This is a genomic window from Micromonospora sp. ATLC20 (genome assembly GCF_057196585.1).
Genome location: NZ_JBXUOV010000033.1, coordinates 14,077 through 36,167, shown reverse-complemented (window position 1 = coordinate 36,167; position 22,091 = coordinate 14,077). Strand labels below are relative to the sequence as shown.

Here is a 22,091-nt window from a genome sequence, read left to right as displayed (position 1 = left end):
GCCGGACCACGACGGCGGCGGCACCCGTGCGGTGCCGCCGCCGTCGCGTTCAGCTGGTCGTGGTGGTCATGATGGCGGCGCTCGTCCCGGCCGTCATCGCGACCATCAGCGCGGCCTGCATCTCCTCGATCGCCTTCTTGGTGGCGGCCGACGCCCAGTCGCCGGCCGCGATCTCGTCGATGCGCGCCTTGACCCGCTCCTTCGGCAGCTCGCGGAAGATCTTGCGGTCCAGGCCGACCGCGCGGGTCAGCGTGAGCAGCGCGGCGGTCCGGGCGTCGACCGGGCCGTCGGTGGTGAGCGCCGTCGCCATCCGCTCCCGGGCCGCGGTCTCCACCGCCGGCTCCGCGCCGGTCGGCGAGGGATAGCGGGTACGCGGGAAGACCAGCAGCACCCGGTCGGACTCCCGGCGCAGCACCCCGGCGTCGACGAGCCCGCCGAGCACCCGGTCCGGCAGGCCCTTGGCGAGCTTGCCGATCCAGTTCTTGGGCTTGCGGGGGCGGCCGGATCCCACAGTCGCCAGCGCCTCGTCCAGCAGCGGCACACCGGTCGGGGCGGGATCGGTCACCACGAGCCGCTCGTCCGCCACCTCCACCCGGCCGGCCAGGGCCAGTTCCAGCAGCACCGCCCCGGCGAGGCCGTAGCCGAGGTGCGGACTGCCGAGGCGGTTGACGCCGTCGTCGTCGTACGCGAGCAGGACCAGTTCGTCGGTGAGCAGCAGACCGTCCATGCACACCACGCTACGGGGGGTCCACCATCGGCGTCCGCGTGCCACAATCACGCGCATCGACGGCCTTCTGCTTCTGACGCTGTTGCCACTGGTCGGGTTCGTGCTGCTGACCGCCGGCAACGCGTTCTTCGTCGCGGCCGAGTTCGCCCTGGTCACCGTCGATCGGGCGGAGATCGACAGGCGGGCCGACGAGGGCGACGGCAGGGCCGCCACGGTACGCCGCGCGCTGCGCGAACTGTCCTTCCAGCTCTCCGGCGCGCAGCTCGGCATCACGCTCACCGCGTTGCTCACCGGCTACCTGGCCGAGCCCGCCCTGGCCCGGCTCTTCGCGCCGCTGCTGCGCCCGCTCGGCGGCGCGGAACGCTTCTCCGGCCTGCTCGCGCTGGCTCTCGCCACGCTCATCTCGATGCTGTTCGGCGAGCTGGTGCCGAAGAACCTCGCGCTCGCCCGTCCGATGCCGGCGGCGCTCGCCACCGCCGCGCCGATGCGGGCCTTCTCCCGCACGTTCGGCTGGCTGATCCGGCTGCTGAACGAATCAGCGAACCGGCTGGTGCGCCGCCTCGGCGTGGAGCCGCAGGAGGAACTGGCGAGCGCCCGCTCCCCGGAGGAACTGGGCCTGCTCGCCGCGATCTCGGCCCGGGCCGGCGCGTTGCCGCCGGACACCGCGATGCTGCTGCGCCGCACCATCCGTTTCGGCGACAAGCGGGCCGCCGAGGCGATGACGCCCCGGGTCGACGTCACCGCGTTGCGGGCCACCACGACGGTCGCCGAGCTGCTGGAGGCGTCCCGGCGGACCGGCCGCACCCGGTTCCCGGTCTACGAGGAGACGCTCGACCTGGTCACCGGCGTCGCCGGGGTACCAGACGCGCTGGGCGTGCCGCTGGCCCGCCGCGCGGCCACCACTGTCGCCGCCGTGGCCCGGGAGCCGGTGTACGTGCCGGAGAGCCTGAACCTGAACGGGGTGCTGGCCGCGCTCAAGGCCGCCGGGGCGGACCTGGCGATCGTGGTGGACGAGTACGGCGGCACCGACGGCGTGGTGACCGTGGAGGATCTGGTCGAGGAACTGGTGGGCGAGATCGCCGACGAGTTCGACCCGGACGCGGTGGACGGCTTCGGGCCGGTGGAGCTGACCGTGCCGGGCGGCGAGCGCACCGTCCTGACCGACGGTGTGCTGCGCGCCGACGAACTGGTGGAGCAGACCGGGTTCCGGCTGCCCGACGGGCCGTACGAGACGCTCGGCGGGTTCCTCATGGCACGGCTCGGCCACATCCCGGTGCCGGGCGAGACGCTCGACGAGGCCGGGTACGAGTTCACAGTGGTGGAGGTCGACCGGCACCGGATCGAGCAGGTGCGGGTGGTACGCCCCGAGGAGCCCGACGACGGTGCCTGAACTACTCGTCGCGGTCGGGTTGCTGCTCGGTAACGCGTTCTTCGTGGGCAGCGAGTTCGCGCTGATCGCCTCCCGCCGTACGGTCATCGAACCGCTGGCGGCGACGTCGAAGCGGGCCCGGCTGGCGCTGGCGGCGATGAACCAGATCCCGCTGATGATCGCCGGGGCGCAGCTCGGCATCACCGTCTGCTCGCTGGGCCTCGGCGCGATCGCCGAGCCGGCGCTGGCGCACCTGCTGGAGCCGGCGTTCGCCGCGCTGGGGCTGCCCGCCTCGGCGGTGCACCCGGTGTCGTTCGTCATCGCGCTGGCGGTGGTGGTGTTCCTGCACACGGTGGTCGGCGAGATGGTGCCGAAGAACATCACGCTCGCCGGCCCGGAACCGTCGGCGCTCTGGCTCGGCCCGGCCATGCTGGCGTTCTGCCTGGCCACCAAGCCGCTGCTGCTGGCCATGAAGTGGGCGTCCCGGCAGGTGCTGCGGTGGTGGCGGGTGGAGGCGACAGACGCGGTGAAGACCGTGTTCACCGCCGAGGAACTGGCCGGGCTGGTCTCCCAGGCGCGTACCGAGGGGTTGCTCGACGCCGAGGAGCACGCCCGGATCACCGGCGCGCTGGCCCTGCACAGCCGTACCGCGGCGGACGCGCTGCAACCCTGGTCCACTGTCACCACGGTGGCCGAGGACGTCTCACCGGCGTCGCTGGAGGTGCTGGCCACACGTACCGGCCGGTCCCGCTTCCCGGTGGTGCAGCGGGCCACCCGCCGGGTGCTCGGTTTCGTGCACGTCAAGGACGTGCTCGGGTACGCCGGGGCGAGCCGCCGGGCACCGGTGCCGGCCGAGATCTACCGGCCGCTGGCGGTGGTGCCGCCGGACCGTACGCTCGCCGATCTGCTGCTCGCGATGCGCCGCGAACGCCGCCACATGGTGCTGGTCAGCGACGGACGCCGGCCGATGGGTGTGGTGACGCTCGACGACGTATTGACAGCCATCGTCGGAAGATGAATTGAATACCCTTGGTGTGCAACCGATTGCGGATACGTGATTGAACAAACGGTCGCCTTGATTCCACCGGACGCCTTCCCTAATGTGAGGCACCGACCGCTGTGGGTCGTCTGCCTCGATCTTCCCTCTCGCGAGGCGCCCGGCGGTCGGTTGCAAAGGAGTCCGTGCCGGTGGCAACCACGCCCCCTCAACGTCACGCCCCGAGCGCTCCACCCGGCCGGCGGGCCGGGTTCCGACGGGTGGTACACGGTCTGGTCACCCTGGTCGCGGCCGCCGCGGTCGGCGCCGGAATGCTGACCGCCCCGGCGCACGCGGCGCCGTCGGTGGACGAGATCGACGCGCAGATCGACAAGCAGTGGCAGCAGCTCGAACCCACCATCGAGCAGTTCAACAAGGTCCGCTCGCAGCTTCGCGCCAACCAGAAGAAGTCCAAGGCGCTGAAGGACAAGATGGTGCCGCTGGAGCTGGCCTCCACGCTCGCCATGAACAAGGTCGGCGACATCGCGGCCCGGTACTACATCCAGGGCCCGTCGCAGGAGCTGGGCGCGCTGCTGGTGAACTCCAAGCCGGGCGCGCTGGCCGAGCAGCTGGTCATGCTGGACCGGATCGCCGAGGACCAGCGCCGCCAGATCGCCGGTGTGCTCAAGGTGCGCGACGAGTACAACAAGCAGAAGGAGAAGCTCGACGCGCTGATCGCGCTGGAGACCAAGCAGCAGAACGATCTCGCGGCGAAGAAGAAGCAGATCGACTCGGAGATCAAGCGGCTGACCGCCATGCTGCCGGTGACCTCGATCCGCCCGGCGGGCTGCCCCAAGATCGACGGTGTGGTGAGCAGCGCCGCGCGGACCGCCATCAAGACGGCGTGCGCCCAGGTCGGTGACCCGTACGTGTGGGGCGCCACCGGCCCGAACTCGTTCGACTGCTCCGGCCTCACCCAGTACGCGTACAAGGCGGCCGGCATCTCGCTGACCCACTTCACCGGCGCGCAGTGGAACGAGGGCCGCAAGGTCTCCCGTTCCGAGGCGAGACCGGGTGACCTGGTGTTCTTCGGCTCCGACCTGCATCACGTCGGGCTCTATCTCGGTAACGGGGTGATGGTGCACGCGCCACGTACCGGTAAACCGGTCCAGGTGTCGAGCATCAGCACCCAGCCGCTCGCCGGCTTCGTCCGGGTCGCCTGACCCGAACCCCTGGCAGCGGAAAGGCCCCCGGTCCACGCGGACCGGGGGCCTTCCCGTGTGCGGTGCCGGGTCAGCGCGGCGTGCCGACCGGGGACGGCAGGACCAGCACGTCGTCCAGGTTCACGAACATGATCCGGTGACCGAACTGGACCTGCACGTAGCGGTTCTTGCCGCGGACCACGGTCCGGTCACCCGGGGCCGAACCGTCGAACGAGACCGCCCGGTAGTACTCGCCGGGCAGCACCCCGCCCACCGCGTACCGCTGGCCGGCGGCGAACGTGTACTGCAGCGGCGAGATGGTCTGGTACGGGATGGTGTCCGGGTAGGCGGCCTGCTCCGGGTAGGCCCGCCCGTACACCGGGATGGTGGCCTTGCCGGGCCGCGGGGTCACCACGAAGCCGGTGGCCCACTTGGCGGTCGGCGCGGAGGCCGGGTTGAGGAACCACGCCTTCTGGCCGAGGTACCAGATCGCCGTCCAGTCACCCTGGCGGCCGGCGAGCGCGTACGTCTGGCCGGCGGAGGCGCGGGCGCCGTGGTCGGAGATGTACATGGTGTCCGGCGTACCGTCCGGGCGCAGCCCGAGGTCGTTGACGAGCGGGGCGTCCGGGCTCGGCGCGGTCCGCAGGATCACCGCGGAGGAACCCCGCGACGGGCACGGCTCGGCCGGCGGCCGGGGCGTCGGGACACCGGGCGGCTGCTGGTTGCAGCCGGTGAACGCCGGCCGGTTGGTGGCGAAGTCCGGGTCGATGGTGACCAGGCCGGTACGGGGCGTGCCGGTGCTGCGGAACGGCGCCTTCATCAGGTCGAAGTAGTGCGACCAGTCCCAGTACGGTCCCGGGTCCCAGTGCATGCCGCCCACGTTGGCGGCGGTGATGCCGGGCACGTTGTCGTGGCCGATGATGTGCTGCCGGTCCATCGGGATGCCGAGCTTCAGCGCGAGGTGCCGCACCAGCTTGGCGGAGGTGCGGTACATCGCCTCGGTGTACCAGGTGCCCTGACCGGCGAAGCCCTCGTGCTCCAGGCCGATGGACTTGGCGTTGACGTACCAGTTGCCGGCGTGCCAGCCGACGTCCTTGGTCTTGATGTGCTGGGCGATGTAGCCGTCCACCGAGCGCAGCGTGTAGTGCCAGCCCAGGTAGTCGGCCCGCTTCACCAGGTCGACGCTCGGGCCGAAGTAGCCCTCGGTGTCGTGGATGACGATGTACTCGATCTTCTGCTGCTTCGGCCGGTCGCCCAGGTCGTGGTTGCCGTAGTCGCCCGGGTCGTCGCTGAGCTGCTCGTACGGCGCGGGGATCCACTCGCAGGCCAGCCGCACCGGGCACTCCAGCCCGTCCGGCCGCTCGGCGTTGCGCAGGCCGAGGCGGGCCAGCCGGGAACGGTCCGGCGTCGCGGCGGTGGCGGCGAGCGTGACCCGCTGGCCGTCGTCGGTGGTCCGGCTGGCGCCCTGGCCGAGCTGGTCGTAGACCTCGTCGGCGAAGGCCGCCGCGGCGTCCGAGGTGTCCGCGCCGGAGTACCGGGCCACCGCGGCGTACCAGGCCGCCGGGTCGGTGCCGGCGCCGACCGGCCCGCCCAGAGCCTTCTGGTACGACGCCAGCAGCGCCGCGCCACCGCGGATGTTCGCGGCCGGGTCGGTGCGCAGCGTGCCCGCGTCGAGCCCGGTGAGCGCGGCGGCGGCGTCGAGCGTCTGGAGCGAGGCGGGCGGCAGCGGGGTCTCCCGCTCCGGCGCGGCGGCGGTGGCCGGGTCGAGCTTCAGCGGCCGGGAGTCGTCGCCGCGCGGGTCCTCGTCCTCGTCGACGTGGGCGCTGCCCGGCATGGCGAGGATGTGCGCGGCGTCGGTCAGGTGCATCGGGCCGTAGCCGCCGCTGGTGCTCGGCTGCCCGGGGTGGGTGTCCCAGCGGGACTCCAGATAGGAGACGCCGAGCAGCACGTTCTGCGGCACGCCGTACTCGGCCGCCGCGGCGGCGTATTGTTGTTGCCTGTCGCTCGCGGGCGCGGACGTGTCCGGCGCGGCGGTCACCGGGCCGGTCGTCGCCAGCGCGGTGGCTGTCGCCACTGCGGCGGCGAGCAGTATCCGTCTGCCCGACGGCGGGGCGGAGAGGTGCATCGAACCTCCTGGACAGGGATGGGGGTCACTGCGTCTCCACCCTCACTCCGCACACCCACGGGGGTCAATACCTTTCCAGTGAGTAATCAGCCTTGAAAGAAAATTTCACCTCCGACCTGGGTGCGGCCCGTCATCGCGTACGGAGTGTCACGCCGCTGGAAGTTGCGGATCGATAACGGTGGTCCCTACTCTGGTGAATCGTCGGCCGCACGTCTCACCGTCCAACCCGGTCGGTGACGGTCCGACACCGCCGAGTCGCCTCCGGGCGAGCCGGGGAACCAGGTACCTGGGGTGAATCCGCAGCGATGCGGTAGGGCGGCTCCCTTCCCGCCCGAATCCGTCAGCTAACCCGGTAGGCGGTACGGAAGAAGGAGTACGGACGCCCGGTGGCACTCCATGCCCCGCGGCCGTCGTCGAGCCGGTCGGTCGACCGGTCCACGGCTGTGCCGCGTACCCGCTGGTCCCGCTTCACCACAGCCCTCGCCGCCCTCGTCGGCACCGCAGTCGTCCTGACCGGCGGCGCCACGGCGGCACACGCCGAACCCTCGGTCGCCGAGATCGAGGCCCAGATCGACCGCGACTGGAACAAGCTCGAACCGGTCATCGAACAGGTGAACGCCGTACGCGAGCAGCTCGCCGCGCGGCGCAAGCAGGCCGACGTGCTCGGCCGGCAGATCGCACCCCTCCAGGCCCGGGTGGACGCCGCACTCGGTCAGGTCGGCGGGCTCGCCGCCGACGCCTACAAGGGCGACAACCTCTCCACAGTGAACGCGCTGCTGGGCAGCCGCTCACCCGGTGACCTGGTCACCGGCCTGGAACTGCTCGACCGCTTCGCGCACCGCCAGCACGAGCAGGTGCGCTCCGTCGCCGCGCTGCGCGACGAGCTGGCGGCGAAGAAGAAGCCGCTGGACGAGATGATCGCCGGGCTGGCGCGTACCGAGGCCCAGCTCGCGGCGAAGAAGAAGCAGATCGACGCCGAGATCGCCAAGTTGGAGAAGCTGCGGCTCAAGGTGTACGGCAAGGGCGGCGGCGGCCCGCTGCGCCCGGCGCCGTGCCCGGCCGGCTACCCCGGCGGCCCGGCCGGTGCGGCGGTCAAGTTCGCCTGCGCCCAGATCGGCAAGATCTACGTCTGGGGCGCGGCCGGGCCGGACCACTTCGACTGCTCGGGCCTCACCATGGCGGCTTGGGCCAAGGGCGGCGTCTCGCTGCCGCACAGCGCACGCCAGCAGCACGGCGTGACGAAGCGGATCAGCCGGGCCGAGCTGCGCGCCGGTGACCTCGTCTTCTACTACGGCGACCTGCACCACGTGGCGATGTACGTGGGCGACGGCTGGGTGGTACACGCCTCCCAGTCCGGCAAGCCGATCACCATGAAGCGGGTCGACGACGGCGACATCAACAGCTACGGCCGTCCCGGCTGAGGTGTAAGGAAGGGCCCCCCTCTTAACGCCTCCGGTAGAGGAGGGGGCCCCTATTAACAACTGCGGGTGCCGTCAGCGCGTCGGCCAGGTGCGCCAGCTCTGCCAGGACCGGCTCGGCGTCGGACCGCGCTGCCCCTGGTAACGCGAGCCGTAGACGGCCGAGCCGTACGGGTGCTCGGCCGGCGAGGAGAGCCGGAAGATGCAGAGCTGCCCGATCTTCATGCCCGGCCAGAGCGTGATCGGCAGGTTCGCCACGTTCGACAGCTCCAGCGTGACGTGGCCGGAGAAGCCGGGGTCGATGAAACCTGCTGTCGAGTGGGTCAGCAGCCCCAGCCGCCCCAGGCTCGACTTGCCCTCCAGCCGGCCGGCGAGCTGGTCACCCAGCGAGATCACCTCAAGCGTGGAGGCGAGCACGAACTCGCCCGGGTGCAGCACGAACGGCTGCCCCTCCGGCACCTCCACCATCGACGTCAGGTCGTCCTGCTGCACCGACGGGTCGATGTGTGTGTAGAGGTGGTTGTTGAAGACCCGGAACAGCCGGTCCAGGCGTACGTCGATGCTCGACGGCTGCACCAGCGTGGGCTCGAAGGGCTCCAGCGCGAGCGTGCCGGCCTTGATCTCGGAGATCAGGTCGCGGTCGGAGAGCAGCATCGGAACACCATAGCGACCGGTACGGGTGACCTGCGTGTCGCACTACATCTTCGTACACGTGTTCGATAGAGTGTCCACATGGCTTCCTGGTCCGAATTCGCCGCCGACGAGCCCCGCCTCGCCGACGAGATCCGCCTCCTGATGCAGCAGTACGGGCCGGGCTTCGGCTACCTCGCCACGGTCCGCGCCGACGGTGGCCCCCGGGTCCATCCCGTGTCCCCGGTGATCACCGACGACGGCCTGTGGTGCTTCGTCATCGACTCGCCGAAGCGCCGCGACCTCGAACGCGACGGCCGCTACGCGCTGCACTCGTTCCCGCCGGAGGAGAGCGACGACGAGGCGTACATCGCCGGGCGCGCACGACCGGTGACCGACCCGGCCACTGTGACGCGGCTGGCCCGGATCGCCCGCGCGTCGCCGCAGGGCGACTGGCGGCTGTTCGAGTTCACAGTCGAGGCGGCGATGCTGACCCGGCGTGACCCGGTGGCCCAGCCCGGCGCCGCCCCGCCGCAGGTGCGGGTCTGGCTCGACCCGCGCGGAGCCGAACCGGCCCGGCGGGAGCCGGTGGCCGCGGAGGCCCGGCGCGGCCGGCACGGCTTCGACACCCGCCGTCCGGCCGCCTGACCCGGCCCACGACGAACGGTGCCGGCCCGTCCGAGGACAGGGCCGGCACCGGTACGCGGTACGACAGGTCAGGCTGCGCGGTAGGCGTTCCACGCGGTGAGCATGCGGCTCGCCTGGCCGGCGGTGAACTGGTACATGCAGGAGTCGTACGTGTAGTCCATGAAGTTGGTGATCGGGTCCTTGCCGGCGGTCGAGCAGGTGTCGCGGCCGGTCGGGCACTGGTACGCCGGGGACGCCTCGGCCGGGGTGTCGGAGACGCTGTCGCCCGAGCCGGAGCAGCCGCCCTGGAAGGTGTGGTAGAGGTTCAGCCAGTGGCCGACCTCGTGGGTGCCGGTGTCACCCTGGTTGTAGTTGGTCGCGGTGCCGCCGGGCAGCGACTCGTTCAGGACCACCACGCCGTCCATCTTGTCCAGCGTCCGCTTCGGGAACGTCGCCCAGCCCAGCAGGCTGTCGCTCAGCTCGCCGAGGTAGATGTTCAGCGTGTTCTTGCCGCCCTCGCGCAGCGAGGTCTTCATCGAGCGCTCGGCGGAGGAGCCCTGCACGATCGGGTACCACGACGGGTTCGTCACCCGGTTGATCTTCGTGAGCTGGAACCCGAACGCGGTGGCGGCGCCGCCGGTCGAGCCCGCGTACGCCTGGTTCAGCACGGTGATCTGCTGGTTGATCATCGAGTCGGTGATGTTGCCGCCGGCCCGGGTGCTGTTCTCCTGGATGACGTGCACGACGACCGGGATCGTCACGGTGGCCAGCGGAGCGACGGCGCCGGTCCGGAAGCCGGCCCGCTCGCGCTGCGCGGCGGCGAGGTCGGCCTCGCGGTCACGGACCTGCTTGGCGGTCAGGTGGTTGGGGTCCAGCTTGGCGTTGCCGCCCTTCGCGACGCGAGCGTTCGCGTGCTCGTCGGCGTGGGCGTCGGCCGGCTCGGCGCAGACGCCGGCCGGGGCGGCCGAGAAGGCCGAGGCAGCGGGGACGACGCCGACGGCGGCGGTGCTGAGCAGCAGCGCGAGGGTCGACGTCGCGACACCGGCGGTACGCCGGGTCAGCAGGTTGGGACGGAGTCCCATGGGCCCACCTCTTTCTGACGGCGTGGCAGGGGGTGTGTCACGCCGGTTCGGAAACGTGGGGCAGACGTTACATCCCATCGACGCATTTGAGAACGCCCATACGTTTCCGACGTGCAACTTCGCGCCAGCCGGCTCCGGTGGGTGCTTGATCCACTCCAGTTCGGGGAGGTGGCGGGGTCAACCGCCCGCCGATGCCGCCACCTCGCCGAGGTGGCGCGTGCACCTGACTGCACGGGGGTGGGGGGCTTCAGGTAGAGTGGTGCCGCTGCGGGTGTAGTTCAATGGCAGAACATCAGCTTCCCAAGCTGACAGTGCGGGTTCGATTCCCGTCACCCGCTCCACCGCGAAGGCCCTGATCAGGACGACAGTCCCGGTCAGGGCCTTCGATGTTCCACGATTGCGGGCCCGGTGGTCCGCCCGGTGGCAAGCCGCCGACAGCCGACGGGCTGCACGCCCGCACCGGAGCTGACCGCTCAGCGCCGCCTACGCTGTCGCGGTGGACGTGGGCAGGGTGTGGCGGCTGTACCACCGGGACGAGCTGGCCGGCGAGATCGATGAGCAGACTCACGACTTCCCGTGGACGTACGGCCGCTTCCGTCCGCTGCCTGCGTTCGAGCCGCTGCGCCCGCTCTTCGTCGCCCGGAACGCCGCCCTCGACGCGGACGACGACGAGGCCATGATCCGGATCGACGACGAGATTCGGGTCGCCCTCACGATGACCCACCCGGACGGCCACCAGGTGGCCGAGTTTCTTCTCAGCATCGAGGGCGACGAAGCCGGCTTCCGGTGGCATGACGAGCCGTTCGAGGACGGGTAGCCCGTGCCATTAGCGTGCCATTAGGCCAGGCCAGCCAAGGTCAACCCAGGCCATCAGGGACCGCCGTGACCAGGACGCCGGCCCCACGACGCTTTGCAGCGTAAGGTCTCCGAGGCTCCATCCGACTTCGGGTTCGATACCTCAGTTCCTCACGATCCTGCTTCGGTTCAACGTCAGCCCGGTAGTAGGCGGCTCTCCACCGGGCCTGCTCGGCCGCGGAGAAGTGGTCGAGGTCGCCCGCGGCCTCGCAGCCGAGCAGGTAGCGGAGTGCTTCTGCCGCATCTTCGGAGCCGTCGGCCTTCAAGTGCGCCTTGGTGGCGTCCGGTCCCGCTCCGCAGGTGTCGTCGGACGCCAGGCGTGGAGCCGGCGCCTATGGTTCTGCGCATGAGTGAGAACGCGTTCGTCTTCCCGGCCGTGTCCAGGGCGGACGTGTTGCGACTCCTGGGTTCCCTCGGTGAGACCCAGCCTGATCAGTGGGTCGCGCCGGGCTCGGTCTTCCTCTGGCTGGTGGAGGAACACCGTGACCTGTACCTGGACTGGGAGCCCGAGATGGTGGCGGAGTTGGAGCGCGCTGTCGGCGAACGGCCGGCGTGGGCGGTCCAGGTGAACTACCGGTTGTCGCGGCGGCAGGAGGCAGTGGCAGCGATCCGAACGCTGCTCGGACGCGGTGGTGTCGCAGTGGACGACTTCGTCGGTCACGTCTGGACGGTCCAGGAAGTCGAGAGCGATTCCGTCGTCCGTGGTGCCAGATTCGGCGAGCCCCCGGTTCGCACCTGACGGGCGGACGAGGTAGGGCTGCTGACCAGGCGAGGTCGGACGTGGCGAACCAGGCCACGGCGTCGTGCTCGTCCGCCGCCCTGCGAACCGGGTGCGAGGCCGCTGCCTGTCGGCCGTCGTCGGTACGATCGCGCGATCCCCATCTGTTGATCAACGGAGAGAACTGTGCAACTGCGCCTGAAGTACGCGCCCGTCCCGGAGAACGCAGCGCGGTTCGCTGGCGACATCGTGGTGTCAGCGGCCCAGGTCAGCGGTGTCCACTTGGACTACACGCCGGACAGCCTGACGTCTGTGGACGCCATCCTCGACGGCTTTCGGGCCGAGGGCCTCACCGCTGGACAGGTGGCGGAGACTCTCTTCGGCTTCGGCTGCTACGTCGGCGAGGTGCTGACCCGCCATGCCGGTGGACGGTGGCGGGCAACGGCCGCAGACGAACTGGCCGTCGTCGGATGGCCCATGGTGGTCGAGCTCGGCGGGCAGCGCTGGTGCAATCCGATTGCGAAGGCCTTCAAGCGACTGGAGAACGGTCCGGAGGACAGCCTCCGGTACTTCTATGCCGTGTTCGCGCCGGGCCACTGACACAATCCGGCGGCTCACCGCCTGGGTTGCTCGCGTGCCCCGGGACGCCGCCTAGCCAAGGCGGATCTCCGGAGTCGGTTGAGGTGACACGTACCATCGTGATGTGCGACCCACCGATCCGGTGCGCTCCGGTTCGCCCGCTTGGGACATCGCGGTCCCGGCACGACCCGGCCGGTTGGCGGGGGTCACCATGGCGGGTTTCAGCGATCGGGCTGACGCCCCGGTAGAGGTCGAGGTCGTGCCGCACCCCGCCTTCATGGTGATCTTCGACCTCGGCGATCAGCCGCTCGTCGTCGACGACGGTGCTGGACGGCAACAGCGAGGCTGCGTCACCGCCGGACTCGCGTCACCCCCTGGCGCTCAAGGACGAGGGCAGGCCGGAAGCTTCGCGTGCCTTCAGGTGCGGCTGTCGCCTGTGATCGCGTACGCGGTCCTGGGTGCCGCATCGGAGCTGAGCGGGACCGTGACAGCCCTGGACGACCTCTGGGGGCGCGACGCCGCGCGAATCCAGGAGCGACTGCGCGCCGCCCGCTCCTGGGACGACCGGTTCGCGATAGCCGAGGTGGCGCTGGCCCGGCGTCACGACGCGGGCCGCGCGGTCGATGCGGAAGTCGCCTACTGCTGGAGGCGGATGGTGGCCGGCGGGGGACAGGTGCGGGTCGAGCGGTTGGCGGCCGAGGTCGGATGGAGCCGCCAACGGCTGTGGACCCGGTTCCGGTCCCAGATCGGACTCACCCCGAAGCGCGCCGCCCAGCTCATCCGGTTCGATCGTGCCGCCCATCGCCTCGCCGCGGGCCACAGCGCCGCAGCGGCGGCGGCAGACAGCGGTTACGCCGACCAGTCGCACCTCCACCGAGACGTCATGACCTTCACCGGAGTGACGCCCGCGACGGTGGCGAACGCACCGTTCCTCGCCGTCGACGACGTCGCCTGGCCCGCCCGGCCCTGACGGCGCCGACCTGGCGGTCGTGCCGACCTGGCGGTCGTGCCGACCACCTCGACCGCCGCCGGACCGTGGGGAGTCCGTCCTGACATTCGTTCAATCCACCGGCATGCACCGGCTGTGACAGTGAGTCCACAGCGTCTGCATCCCGGAGGACACCATGAGAGGCAAGGCTCCACTGGGCACCCGGATCCTGAGGGACACCCTGGACTGGGAGGCTCTGACCGACGATCAGGTGATCGCCGCGCGCGAGAAGGCCAACCGTGTGGCATCGTCTCGTGCCGCACGGATCATCACCGGCTTCCCGGACCGCCGCGCACGCATCGAGGCAGCCCTCATCGACCTTCCAGGTCGACGCCTGGCCCTGCGGGTACACCGACCGAAGGACACCGGCCGGAAGCTGCCCATGGTCGTCTCGTTCCACGGCGGAGGTTTCTTCGCGGGTACCGCTGCCCAGAACGACTGGCTCAACAGCCACCTCGCGGCCCGGTGCCCGGCGGTGGTCGTCTCGGTGGAATACCGCCTCGCCCCGGAGCACCCGCTGCCCCAGCCGATCGACGACGGCTACGACACCGTCGTCCGGCTCGTCGAAGATGCCGCCCAGTGGGGCGCCGATCCCGGAGCCGTCGCGGTCATGGGCGAGAGCGCCGGTGGCACGATCGCCGGACTCATCGCCCTGCGCGCCCGCAAGGACGGCCCACCGCTACGTGCACAGGTGCTGATCTACCCGGGCACGGACTGGACGGAGAGCATGACCGCGTACCCCTCCGTCACGGAGAACGCCGACAACCCCACTCTGTCGGTGTCCCGGCTACGCGCAGCCCGCAAGGTGAGCGTGCCACCCACCCTCGACCCGCGCACTGTGTCACCACTCAAGTTCGACAACCTCGCCGGACTGTCACCGACACTGGTCGTCACAGCCGCACTGGACCCGCTGGCCGATCAGGGGAGCCGCTACGTCGAACGACTTCGCGAGGACGGCACCGACGCCCACCTGACCTGCTACCCGAGAGCCACCCACACCTTCCTGAGCACTCCCGGTCTGGTGCCGGCCGCCCGGCCGGCACGCCGCGAGATAGTCGCCTTCCTGCGCAGCCATCTTCATCCGGTGCCGCGAAGCTGAGCCGGTAGGGCAGACTCGAAGGCCCTGGTCAGGAACCAGGGCCTTCGACGTCACTGCGGCCCGCTCCCCAGGGGGTTGTCTCCGGTTTGACAGGATTCAAGGCGTGGCTGATCGAGCGTCGAGATACGTGCGTCGCGGGCCGTACGCGTGTCCGTGCTGCCAGTGCCTCACGCTCGACGAGCGTGGCATGCATGGGATCTGTCTGGTGTGTTTCTGGCAGGATGACGGGACAGACGACCTCAGCGCCGACAAGTTGAGCGGGCCGAACGGGCTGACCCTGACCGAGGCGCGGGAGAACTTCGAGCGATTCGGTGCCTGTGCCGAACTGCGATCGGACTGGCCTGAGCAGTTCGAAGAATTGCGGAGCCGGCTCGCTGATGGGATGCCGGTGGATGCAGCCATCGCTCTGATGCGCGAGCGTAGCCTGGGCTGTCTGGAGTCGAAGAAACTTCTGTGGCACCTGGTGGTGCCGGATGTTCGCGCGGTGCGGCTGCTGATCGAGGACAGCGCTACTTGGGCCGATCGCCGTTCGAGAGCTGCCCGACGTGGGCGACAAGGGACGTGATCGCAATGAAGGCCCTGGCCAGGACGTGAGTCCCGCCAGGGCTTCCGACGTCACTCAGGCCACGGGCGCCCGGCGCGCCACCGCGAGAGCGGCTTGTCGTACCGCTCGGAATCGGGCCGGCTGAGCCGGCTGATGTCCTCGAGCAGCTCGGCCGACGCGTTGTGCTCCTGCAGGACGGCCGGCGCGTGTCGTATCACCCACAGTTGCAGTGCGGGGGCCCACGCGTCGATGTCATGCGAACTCGGCCACGGGAGCGCGTCGCCCCCCAGGTCGTACATCCACGCATCCATGGCCTCGACCATCTGTCGCCGGGCCGGCTCGTCGGCCAGCGCCTCCGCCCAGTCGGCCAACCACGGCGTGAGCCTGGTGGTGGCCTCGGCGAGGAACGGCAGGGCCGCATGTGCGGGCACGTTCGCGTCGGGCTCGACCAGGACGTGTACCCACCAGACGTTCAGGAACCTCCGCAGGGCGGCCTGCTGCTCCCTCGGCCACTCGTGCCAGGGAGAGACGGCGAAGAAGCGGGCCAGACTGTCCAGCCCTTCCGTCGCCACTATTCGGCCGTCGACGAGGCGCTCAGCCACCTGGGGCAGGATCCGGCGTAGCAGCGGGCCGGGATAGCGCCAGTCCGTGGTCCAGTACGTGCGACGGAGCAGGTCTTCGTCGAGCGGCACGTCCGGCGTCTTCAGCAGTGCCAGTTCCTCCGCGCTGCCCCAGTGGCACTCGCAGTTGGACTCCTGCTGGTGCGCGGTCATGCCCTGGAACGTGGCGGCCACACCCGCCAGCGCCTCGTCCAGGAGGCCGCTTGTCTCAGTCCGATCGGGGATCATGGCGAATCCGCCCTCGAGGACTCCGGAGACGTACGCCTGCCGAAGAGATTGATCTTACGGTGGAGGCGGACGGGGCGTGCACTCGATTAACGATCATCTGCCGGAGGTCGCCGAATGACACCGAGCGCTTCGCCGACGACGGACCGGCTCGCCGTCCTGCTCGACTGGGACGGGTCGGCGGGAATCGAGGTCGACTGGCCGGCCCTCACCGAGGCCGCCGGCCACCCCTTTCCTGAGGACTACCGACGCTTCGTCGAGCGCTTCCCACACGGCAACCTCGGCTTCCTGGAAGTGCTTCATCCTTCCGACTGGGGCGTACCGGACTTCCTCCTGTACGCGCGGAACTGGCATCACGCGATGAACGAGAGGGCGGAGTGCACGGGAGGGTTCCCGTACCACTTCGGCACCTCACCGGGAGACCTCCGGGTGTGGGGAGCCGTGAACCTCGACTATCTGCTCTGCTGGCACCTGAACGACGGCCCTCCCGAGCAGTGGCCGACGGTGGTCTGCGATACCGCCCTGATCGATCCGCCCGAGCCCTACGCCGGCACTGCCACCGCATTGCTTGCCGAGATCGCGGAACTGAGGAACCCGGTGCCGGTGATCGGGTACGTCACGGAGATCGACGGGGTGCCCTTCAGGTTCGTCCGGCACGAGTAGATCGGCTCGGTGGCGGCGATGAGTTGCGGGTCGTTGACGGGTCTGACGGGGGACGAGCGGAAACCGGAGGAGCGGACCCATGGGCAAGCTGATCGTGACCGAGTTCCTGACCCTCGACGGCGTGGCGCAGGCGCCCGGCGAGCCCGACGAGGACCGTGACGGCGGTTTCAACCACGGCGGCTGGCAGATGCCGCTGCTCGACGAAAAGTCCGGCGCGGTGATGTTCCAGCAGGCCAGCAGCATGGACGCGCTGCTGCTGGGCCGCAAGACGTACGACATCTTCGCCGGCTACTGGCCGAAGGCGTCCGCGGAGATCCCCTTCACCGGCCTGCTGAACGGCGTACCGAAGTACGTGGCCAGCCGCACGCTCGCCGAGCCGCTCGCCTGGGCGAACTCGACGCTGGTGTCCGGTGACCTCGCCGAGCGCGTCACGGAGATGAAGGCCCGCCACGACGAGGTGCACGTGATCGGCAGCCTGGACCTGGTGCAGTCGCTGCTGCGCCTCGGCCTGGTCGACCGGCTCAACCTGTGGGTGTACCCGGTCGTGCTCGGTACCGGCAAGCGCCTGTTCGGCGAGGGGACGGTGCCGAGCGCGCTGCGGCTCACCGAGTCAGTCACCCACGCCCACGGCACGCTGCAACTGACGTACGAGCCGGCCGGCGCGCCCGCCTACGGGGACGCGGCCGCGTAGGACGCGCGGAGGTCGAGCACGTGCCGCAGGCCGGGCTCCCCGTCCAGCTCCACCCGATGGTCCGGCACGAAACCGGCGCGACGGAGCACCGCCAGCGAGGCCGGGTTCGCCAGCGCCGCCGAGGCGACCAGCCGCCGCAGCCCGTACTCGGTGCGGGCCAGTTCGCAGACGCGCCGTACGCCTTCACTCGCGAGCCCGCGCCCGGCGGCGCGTTCGGCCACCCGGTAGCCCAGCTCGGCGCTGCCGCCTGCGACGTCGACCAGGTTGAACCGGCCGAGCACGGTGCCGTGGTCGCCGACCAGCACGTGGAAGTGGCAGGTGCCGCGTTCCTGCTCGTCCAGCAGGGCCGCGTGCCGGGCGGCGTACCCGGTGAAGAAGTCGTCGCCCCGGTCGGGGACGTACCGGGCGAAGTATGCCCGGTTCTCCCGCTCGAACCGCAGCACGGCGGGTGCGTGATGGGCGGCGAGACGTTCCAGCTCCGGCATCGGCCCAGGCTAGGCGTCGGCCGGGTAGCAGCGCAGTTCGATTGTGTTGCCGTCCGGGTCGCTGACGTAGATCGAGGTGCCGGTGCCGCGCGCGCCGAAGCGCGGGACCGGGCCGGTCAGCACGGTGAACACCCCGGAGTCGACCACCCGCTGCCAGTCGACCGGCTCCACCACGAGGCAGAAGTGGTCCACGTTGGACCCGGTCGGGTCGCCCGCGATCAGGTCGATGATGGTGCCGGCGTCGACGCGTACGGAGGGGAACGGCACCTCGCCGGCCCGCCACCTGTCGACCCGCACCGGGGCCAGGCCGAGCGTGCCGCAGTAGAAGTCGAGGGAACGCTCGACGTCGCTCACCGAGAGGACGAGGTGGTCGAAACCGGTCACCGTCACGAGATGGTTGTGCATGCGTCAACCCTGGTCCGGCGCGCCGCCGGGACCAAGCCCGATCCGGACTACGATCGTTTACCCGCAGGCAACGACGGAGGTGGTCCGGTGCTGGAGCGGTACGAGATCGAGACGTTCCTGACCCTGGCCGAGGAACTGCACTTCGGGCGGACCGCCGAGCGCCTGCGGGTGAGCACCGGCCGGGTCAGCCACGTGGTGCGCAAGCTGGAACGCCGCATCGGCGCGCCGCTGTTCGAGCGGACCAGCCGGGTCGTCCGGCTCACCCCGATCGGCGCCCGCCTGGCCGACGAGATGCGCCCGCTGGTGGCCGGCATCGAGGCGGCGGTGCAGCGGGCCGTCGACGCCGGGCGCGGGCTCACCGGCGAGCTGCGGGTGGCGTACGTGGGTGAGTCGACAGCTCCGGTGCTGCTGCGCGCGGTGGCCCTGTTCACCGAGCGCCACCCGGACTGCGAGGTGCACGTGCACGAGGCACCGCTGGCCAGCACCCGGTCGAGTCTGCTGGACGGCACGATCGACGTGCTGATCGCCTCGTACCCCTTCGACGGCATGGCGAACGGCCCGGTGCTGCTGCGCGAGCGCCGGGTGCTCGCGGTGGCCGCGGGCCATCCGCTCGCCGCCGAGGAGTCGGTGTCGCTGGAGGTGCTCGGCGACCATCCGGTGGTGCAGTACCCGGCGGTCACCTCGGCCGCGTTCAAGCAGGACCGCACGCCGGACCGCACCCCGTCCGGCCGCCCGGTGCCGAAGGGCCCGGTGGGCGGCAGTTTCTCCGAGATGCTGGCGCTCGTCGCGCTAGGGCGCGGGGTGCTGCCGGTGGGTGAGCAGGCCCGGCAGTTCTACGCCCGCCCGGACGTGGCATACGTGCCGATCCACGACGCGCCGCCGATCTGTCGCGGTCCGGTGTGGCCGGCCGGGAACACCACCACCCGGGTACGCGAGTTCGTCCGCGCGGCTGCCGACGCCAACCCGCTGCCGCCGGACTGACCCCGTCGTACCCGGCTGGCAGCATCGGCGGGATGCGGGACGAGATCCGGGCACTGGTCGAGGAACTGACACCTGGGGACGAGTTGGAGGCGCGGCACCGGGAGGCGGCCTTGGCCTGGCTGGCCGGCACGGAGGATCTCTTCCGCCGCGCCAAGCCGCGTACGCCGTCGCCGCACCTGGTCGCGTACTTCCTGCTCCGCGACCCGGCCGACGGCGCGGTGCTGCTCGTCGACCACCGCCTCGCCGGGATGTGGCTGCCCAGCGGCGGGCACGTCGAGCCGGGAGAGCACCCGGCCGACACGGTGCGCCGCGAGCTGCGGGAGGAACTGGGCGTGTCGGCGGTCTTCGCGCCGCCGTTCGGTGAGCGCCCGGCGTTCCTCACCGTCACCGAGACGGTCGGCCCGCCCGAGCACCGGCACACCGACGTGAGCCTCTGGTACGTGCTGTCCGCGGGCCGTGACCAGCGGTTCACGCCCGATCCGGTGGAGTTCGCGGGCATCCGCTGGTGGACGCCGGCCGAGGTGAACGAGGCGCCGACCGGCACGATCGAGCCGCATCTGGGCCGGATGCTCGCCAAACTGGCGGCAACGACACCTTGACCCGTCCCCTGCGGCAAGGCCCAGCGTGACCGGTGCCGGTCGCGGTGACCGGCACGAGGAGCGCGAGGGAGGCACGGTGCGGCTGCTGACCATCGGCGCGTTCGCCCGGGCGACCGGCCTGAGCGCCAAGGCGTTGCGCATCTACGACGACTGCGGGCTGCTGCCCCCTGCCGCTGTGGATCCGCACTCGGGCTACCGCTACTACGCGCCGGAGCAGGCGGACCGGGCGCGGCTGATCGCCGGGCTGCGCCGGGCCGGGATGCCGCTGGCCGAGATCCGTACCGTCTGCGGCCTTCCGCCCGCTGCCGCCGCCGAGGCGCTCGACGCCTGGTGGCGGCGGGTCAGCGCGGACACCGCGGCGCGCGGCCGGGCCGTCGCGCTCCTCGTCGACAGGCTCAGCGAGAGGGGCACCACCATGTCCGAGACCACCTTCCGGTGCGCGACGCGCTGCGAGACCGGCACGGTCCGCGACTCCAACGAGGACACCGCGTACGCGAGCGCGACGCTGCTCGCGGTCGCCGACGGCGTACGCGGTCCCGCCGGGTCCACCGCCAGTGCGGCGGCGGTGGACGCGCTGCGGCCGTTGGAGCACGCGGACGCGCCGCAGGCCGACCTGCTCGCCGCGCTTGCCGACGCGGTGACCCGGGCCGACCGGGCGGTACGCGCGCACGCCACCGACGCCGACCAGCCCGCCACCACGCTCACCGCGCTCGTACGGCGCGGCACCCGGCTCGCGCTGGTGCACGTCGGGGACAGCCGGGCGTACCTGCTGCGCGGCGGTGAGCTGTCCCGGCTCACCCAGGACCACACGTACGTGCAGACGCTCGTCGACCAGGGCCGGCTCACGCCCGCCGAGGCAGGGGCGCATCCGCAGCGGGCGCTGCTGGCCCGGGCGCTCGGCGCGGGCGCGGCGGTGGAGGCGGACCTGGCGCTGCGGACCGCGCTGCCCGGCGACCGCTACCTGCTCTGCTCCGACGGTCTCTCCGCCGTCGTGGACCCGGGAGCGCTGCACGCCGCGCTGGCCGAGGCGGACGACCCGGAGACGGCCGTCGAGCGCCTGGTCGAGCTGGCGTACGCGGCCGGCGCGCCGGACAACGTCGCCTGCGTGGTCGCCGACCTGGCGGCGTGATCCCCCGCGACCCGGGCCGGGATGTCCGGCCCGGGTCGTACCCTGGCGATCATGCGAATCGGCATCGTGATCCTGCCCGACCAGCGTTGGTCGGAAGCGCGTCGGCGGTGGGCCCAGGTGGACGAGTGGGGCTTCGACCACGCCTGGACCTACGACCACCTGGGCTGGCGTGACCTGGTCGACGGGCCGTGGTTCGACTCGTGGACGACGCTGACCGCGGCGGCCGGCGTGACGTCCGGGGTGAAGCTGGGGACGCTCGTGGCGTCGCCGAACTTCCGGCACCCGGCGGCGTTCGCCAGGCAGGTGACGGCGCTCGACGACGTGTCGGACGGCCGGGTGCTGCTCGGCCTCGGCGCGGGCGGCATCGGCTTCGACTCGGCGGTGCTCGGCGGCGAGACGCTGCCGCCCCGGCAGCGCGTGGACCGGTTCGCCGAGTTCACCGAGCTGCTCGACGCGATCCTGCGGGAGGACGGCACGACCTGGCGCGGGGAGTGGTTCACCGCCGTGGACGCGCGCAACAACCCGGGGTGCGTCCAGCAGCCTCGGGTGCCGTTCGTGATGGCCGCGAACGGTCCCCGCTCGATGCGGCTGGTCGCCCGGTTCGGGCAGGGCTGGGTCACCACCGGGCTCGGCGGCGACGACGTCGAGGCGTGGTGGGGCACGGTGGCGGAGCTGTCCGACCGGATGACGCGGACGCTGGAGCAGGCCGGGCGCGACCCGGCGACGCTGGACCGCTACCTGTCGCTCGACTCGGCTCCGGTGTTCTCGCTGACCAGCGCCGACTTCCTCGCCGAGCAGGTGGCGCGGGCGGCCCGCCTGGGCTTCACCGACGTGGTGACGCACTGGCCCCGGGCCAGCAGCTGGTACGCCGGTGACGAGGCGGTGCTGGTGGAGGCGGCGGCGCTGCTGCCGGAGCTGCGCCGGGCCGGCTAGGTGCCGACGCTGCCCTCGGTGGAGACCAGCCGGAACCGGAGGCAGACGATCCGGGTGTCGTCGGTGACCGGGGTGCCCTGCCGGGCCCAGTAGGCGCCGTGGCCCTCGCGCCACTCCTCGATCGACCGGTCGCCCTCGCCCTCGGCGCGGGCGAAGTTCCACGGCACGTCGGCGAAGCGCACCACCTCGACGCCGGTGACCTCCACGACGCCGACGAGCGCGTCGTTGTCGTCGACCAGGACCAGTCGCTCGCCGACGTACTCCAGTTCCTCGTTCTCGTCGTCGTACTCCTGGACCAGCCCGGCGGTGGCGGTCTTCACGCCGGAGAGCACGAGGATGTTGAGCCGGGTGCGCAGCTCGCCTGGTGTGCCGAGGGCGAGTGCGCGCAATCCACCGATGCGGGGCCACATGCTGCCGACGC

At 71.2% G+C, this 22,091-nt stretch carries 25 protein-coding genes, 1 tRNA gene and 1 riboswitch; of the genes, 18 read left to right on the top strand and 8 right to left on the bottom strand.

The window, feature by feature from the left end; genetic code table 11:
* Positions 1-49: 49 nt before the first annotated feature.
* Entirely contained in the window at positions 50-727 is a 678-nt protein-coding gene (locus tag AC2CHG_RS10440) for a GOLPH3/VPS74 family protein (RefSeq protein ID WP_355513589.1), read from the bottom strand.
* Positions 728-809: 82 nt separating this feature from the next.
* Here AC2CHG_RS10440 and AC2CHG_RS10435 point away from each other — a divergent pair, with 82 nt between their 5' ends.
* The 3 genes from AC2CHG_RS10435 to AC2CHG_RS10425 all read left to right on the top strand — a co-directional run bounded on the left by AC2CHG_RS10435 (position 810) and on the right by AC2CHG_RS10425 (position 4,295).
* Complete coding sequence (locus tag AC2CHG_RS10435; RefSeq protein ID WP_262012846.1) at positions 810-2,117, top strand: hemolysin family protein; 1,308 nt, start codon at positions 810-812, stop codon at positions 2,115-2,117.
* Positions 2,110-3,114, top strand: a complete 1,005-nt coding sequence (locus AC2CHG_RS10430; protein WP_013283320.1) for a hemolysin family protein — start codon at positions 2,110-2,112, stop codon at positions 3,112-3,114. The genes AC2CHG_RS10435 and AC2CHG_RS10430 overlap by 8 nt, the downstream gene beginning before the upstream one ends.
* A 170-nt stretch (positions 3,115-3,284) precedes the next feature.
* Positions 3,285-4,295 carry a C40 family peptidase gene (locus AC2CHG_RS10425; RefSeq protein ID WP_135242665.1) on the top strand — a complete coding sequence of 337 codons (1,011 nt, stop codon included), beginning with the start codon at positions 3,285-3,287 and terminating at the stop codon, positions 4,293-4,295.
* 70 nt (positions 4,296-4,365) lie between these two features.
* Here AC2CHG_RS10425 and AC2CHG_RS10420 read toward each other — a convergent pair whose 3' ends face one another.
* Positions 4,366-6,399 carry an N-acetylmuramoyl-L-alanine amidase gene (locus tag AC2CHG_RS10420; RefSeq protein ID WP_484524637.1) on the bottom strand — a complete coding sequence of 678 codons (2,034 nt, stop codon included), beginning with the start codon at positions 6,397-6,399 and terminating at the stop codon, positions 4,366-4,368.
* Positions 6,400-6,637: 238 nt separating this feature from the next.
* Positions 6,638-6,772: riboswitch (cyclic di-AMP (ydaO/yuaA leader) on the top strand.
* 13 nt (positions 6,773-6,785) lie between these two features.
* On the opposite strand from AC2CHG_RS10420, the gene AC2CHG_RS10415 reads away from it, so the two are divergent.
* Positions 6,786-7,820 (top strand): C40 family peptidase, encoded by a 1,035-nt coding sequence (locus AC2CHG_RS10415; RefSeq protein WP_262012844.1) that lies wholly within the window; start codon positions 6,786-6,788, stop codon positions 7,818-7,820.
* Between the two features lie 72 nt (positions 7,821-7,892).
* Here the strand turns inward: AC2CHG_RS10415 and dcd are convergent, their stop codons facing one another.
* On the bottom strand, positions 7,893-8,471 hold the full coding sequence (gene dcd, locus AC2CHG_RS10410) for a dCTP deaminase (RefSeq protein WP_043327610.1): 579 nt from the start codon (positions 8,469-8,471) through the stop codon (positions 7,893-7,895).
* A 78-nt stretch (positions 8,472-8,549) separates the two neighbouring features.
* Here dcd and AC2CHG_RS10405 point away from each other — a divergent pair, with 78 nt between their 5' ends.
* Complete coding sequence (locus AC2CHG_RS10405) at positions 8,550-9,095, top strand: pyridoxamine 5'-phosphate oxidase family protein (protein ID WP_355513577.1); 546 nt, start codon at positions 8,550-8,552, stop codon at positions 9,093-9,095.
* A gap of 68 nt (positions 9,096-9,163) precedes the next feature.
* Here AC2CHG_RS10405 and AC2CHG_RS10400 read toward each other — a convergent pair whose 3' ends face one another.
* Positions 9,164-10,156, bottom strand: a complete 993-nt coding sequence (locus AC2CHG_RS10400) for a zinc metalloprotease (RefSeq protein ID WP_355513574.1) — start codon at positions 10,154-10,156, stop codon at positions 9,164-9,166.
* Between the two features lie 267 nt (positions 10,157-10,423).
* On the opposite strand from AC2CHG_RS10400, the gene AC2CHG_RS10395 reads away from it, so the two are divergent.
* The 7 genes from AC2CHG_RS10395 (at position 10,424) to AC2CHG_RS10365 (ending at position 14,960) form a co-directional block, all read left to right on the top strand.
* Positions 10,424-10,497 (top strand) — tRNA-Gly (locus tag AC2CHG_RS10395).
* 155 nt (positions 10,498-10,652) lie between these two features.
* Positions 10,653-10,973, top strand: coding sequence for a hypothetical protein (locus tag AC2CHG_RS10390; protein ID WP_484524636.1), 321 nt, complete (start codon positions 10,653-10,655; stop codon positions 10,971-10,973).
* Positions 10,974-11,357: 384 nt separating this feature from the next.
* Positions 11,358-11,750, top strand: a complete 393-nt coding sequence (locus tag AC2CHG_RS10385; RefSeq protein ID WP_484524635.1) for a hypothetical protein — start codon at positions 11,358-11,360, stop codon at positions 11,748-11,750.
* Positions 11,751-11,915: 165 nt separating this feature from the next.
* Complete coding sequence (locus AC2CHG_RS10380) at positions 11,916-12,329, top strand: hypothetical protein (RefSeq protein WP_484524634.1); 414 nt, start codon at positions 11,916-11,918, stop codon at positions 12,327-12,329.
* A 103-nt stretch (positions 12,330-12,432) separates the two neighbouring features.
* A complete protein-coding gene (locus AC2CHG_RS10375) occupies positions 12,433-13,278 on the top strand; it encodes a helix-turn-helix domain-containing protein (protein ID WP_484524633.1) in 846 nt (281 codons plus the stop codon).
* Positions 13,279-13,432: 154 nt separating this feature from the next.
* The gene (locus AC2CHG_RS10370; protein ID WP_484524632.1) at positions 13,433-14,395 is read left to right on the top strand and encodes an alpha/beta hydrolase; all 963 of its coding nucleotides are present in this window, start codon (positions 13,433-13,435) and stop codon (positions 14,393-14,395) included.
* Between the two features lie 103 nt (positions 14,396-14,498).
* Positions 14,499-14,960: a CPCC family cysteine-rich protein gene (locus AC2CHG_RS10365; RefSeq protein ID WP_484524631.1), complete on the top strand. Its 462-nt coding sequence runs from the start codon at positions 14,499-14,501 to the stop codon at positions 14,958-14,960.
* A gap of 50 nt (positions 14,961-15,010) precedes the next feature.
* Here AC2CHG_RS10365 and AC2CHG_RS10360 read toward each other — a convergent pair whose 3' ends face one another.
* A complete protein-coding gene (locus AC2CHG_RS10360; RefSeq protein WP_484524630.1) occupies positions 15,011-15,787 on the bottom strand; it encodes a hypothetical protein in 777 nt (258 codons plus the stop codon).
* Positions 15,788-15,901: 114 nt separating this feature from the next.
* Between AC2CHG_RS10360 and AC2CHG_RS10355 the strand changes: the two genes are divergently transcribed.
* The gene (locus AC2CHG_RS10355) at positions 15,902-16,447 is read left to right on the top strand and encodes a hypothetical protein (RefSeq protein ID WP_355513568.1); all 546 of its coding nucleotides are present in this window, start codon (positions 15,902-15,904) and stop codon (positions 16,445-16,447) included.
* 79 nt (positions 16,448-16,526) lie between these two features.
* Positions 16,527-17,138 carry a dihydrofolate reductase family protein gene (locus AC2CHG_RS10350; RefSeq protein WP_484524629.1) on the top strand — a complete coding sequence of 204 codons (612 nt, stop codon included), beginning with the start codon at positions 16,527-16,529 and terminating at the stop codon, positions 17,136-17,138.
* Here the strand turns inward: AC2CHG_RS10350 and AC2CHG_RS10345 are convergent.
* Together AC2CHG_RS10345 and AC2CHG_RS10340 are read right to left on the bottom strand one after the other, a co-directional pair.
* Positions 17,117-17,623 carry a GNAT family N-acetyltransferase gene (locus tag AC2CHG_RS10345; RefSeq protein ID WP_484524628.1) on the bottom strand — a complete coding sequence of 169 codons (507 nt, stop codon included), beginning with the start codon at positions 17,621-17,623 and terminating at the stop codon, positions 17,117-17,119. The two genes, AC2CHG_RS10350 and AC2CHG_RS10345, sit on opposite strands and share 22 nt — an antisense overlap.
* A gap of 9 nt (positions 17,624-17,632) precedes the next feature.
* Positions 17,633-18,028: a VOC family protein gene (locus AC2CHG_RS10340; RefSeq protein ID WP_484524627.1), complete on the bottom strand. Its 396-nt coding sequence runs from the start codon at positions 18,026-18,028 to the stop codon at positions 17,633-17,635.
* An 87-nt stretch (positions 18,029-18,115) separates the two neighbouring features.
* Here AC2CHG_RS10340 and AC2CHG_RS10335 point away from each other — a divergent pair, with 87 nt between their 5' ends.
* From AC2CHG_RS10335 to AC2CHG_RS10320, 4 genes are all read left to right on the top strand, one after another.
* Positions 18,116-19,009: a LysR family transcriptional regulator gene (locus AC2CHG_RS10335; protein WP_262012829.1), complete on the top strand. Its 894-nt coding sequence runs from the start codon at positions 18,116-18,118 to the stop codon at positions 19,007-19,009.
* Between the two features lie 32 nt (positions 19,010-19,041).
* Positions 19,042-19,608: an NUDIX hydrolase gene (locus tag AC2CHG_RS10330; protein ID WP_484524626.1), complete on the top strand. Its 567-nt coding sequence runs from the start codon at positions 19,042-19,044 to the stop codon at positions 19,606-19,608.
* 76 nt (positions 19,609-19,684) lie between these two features.
* Positions 19,685-20,737 carry a MerR family transcriptional regulator gene (locus AC2CHG_RS10325; RefSeq protein ID WP_484524625.1) on the top strand — a complete coding sequence of 351 codons (1,053 nt, stop codon included), beginning with the start codon at positions 19,685-19,687 and terminating at the stop codon, positions 20,735-20,737.
* 21 nt (positions 20,738-20,758) lie between these two features.
* Positions 20,759-21,670: an LLM class flavin-dependent oxidoreductase gene (locus AC2CHG_RS10320; protein ID WP_355513602.1), complete on the top strand. Its 912-nt coding sequence runs from the start codon at positions 20,759-20,761 to the stop codon at positions 21,668-21,670.
* Here the strand turns inward: AC2CHG_RS10320 and AC2CHG_RS10315 are convergent.
* Complete coding sequence (locus tag AC2CHG_RS10315) at positions 21,667-22,080, bottom strand: ASCH domain-containing protein (RefSeq protein ID WP_484524624.1); 414 nt, start codon at positions 22,078-22,080, stop codon at positions 21,667-21,669. The two genes, AC2CHG_RS10320 and AC2CHG_RS10315, sit on opposite strands and share 4 nt — an antisense overlap.
* Between the last annotated feature and the right edge of the window lie 11 nt (positions 22,081-22,091).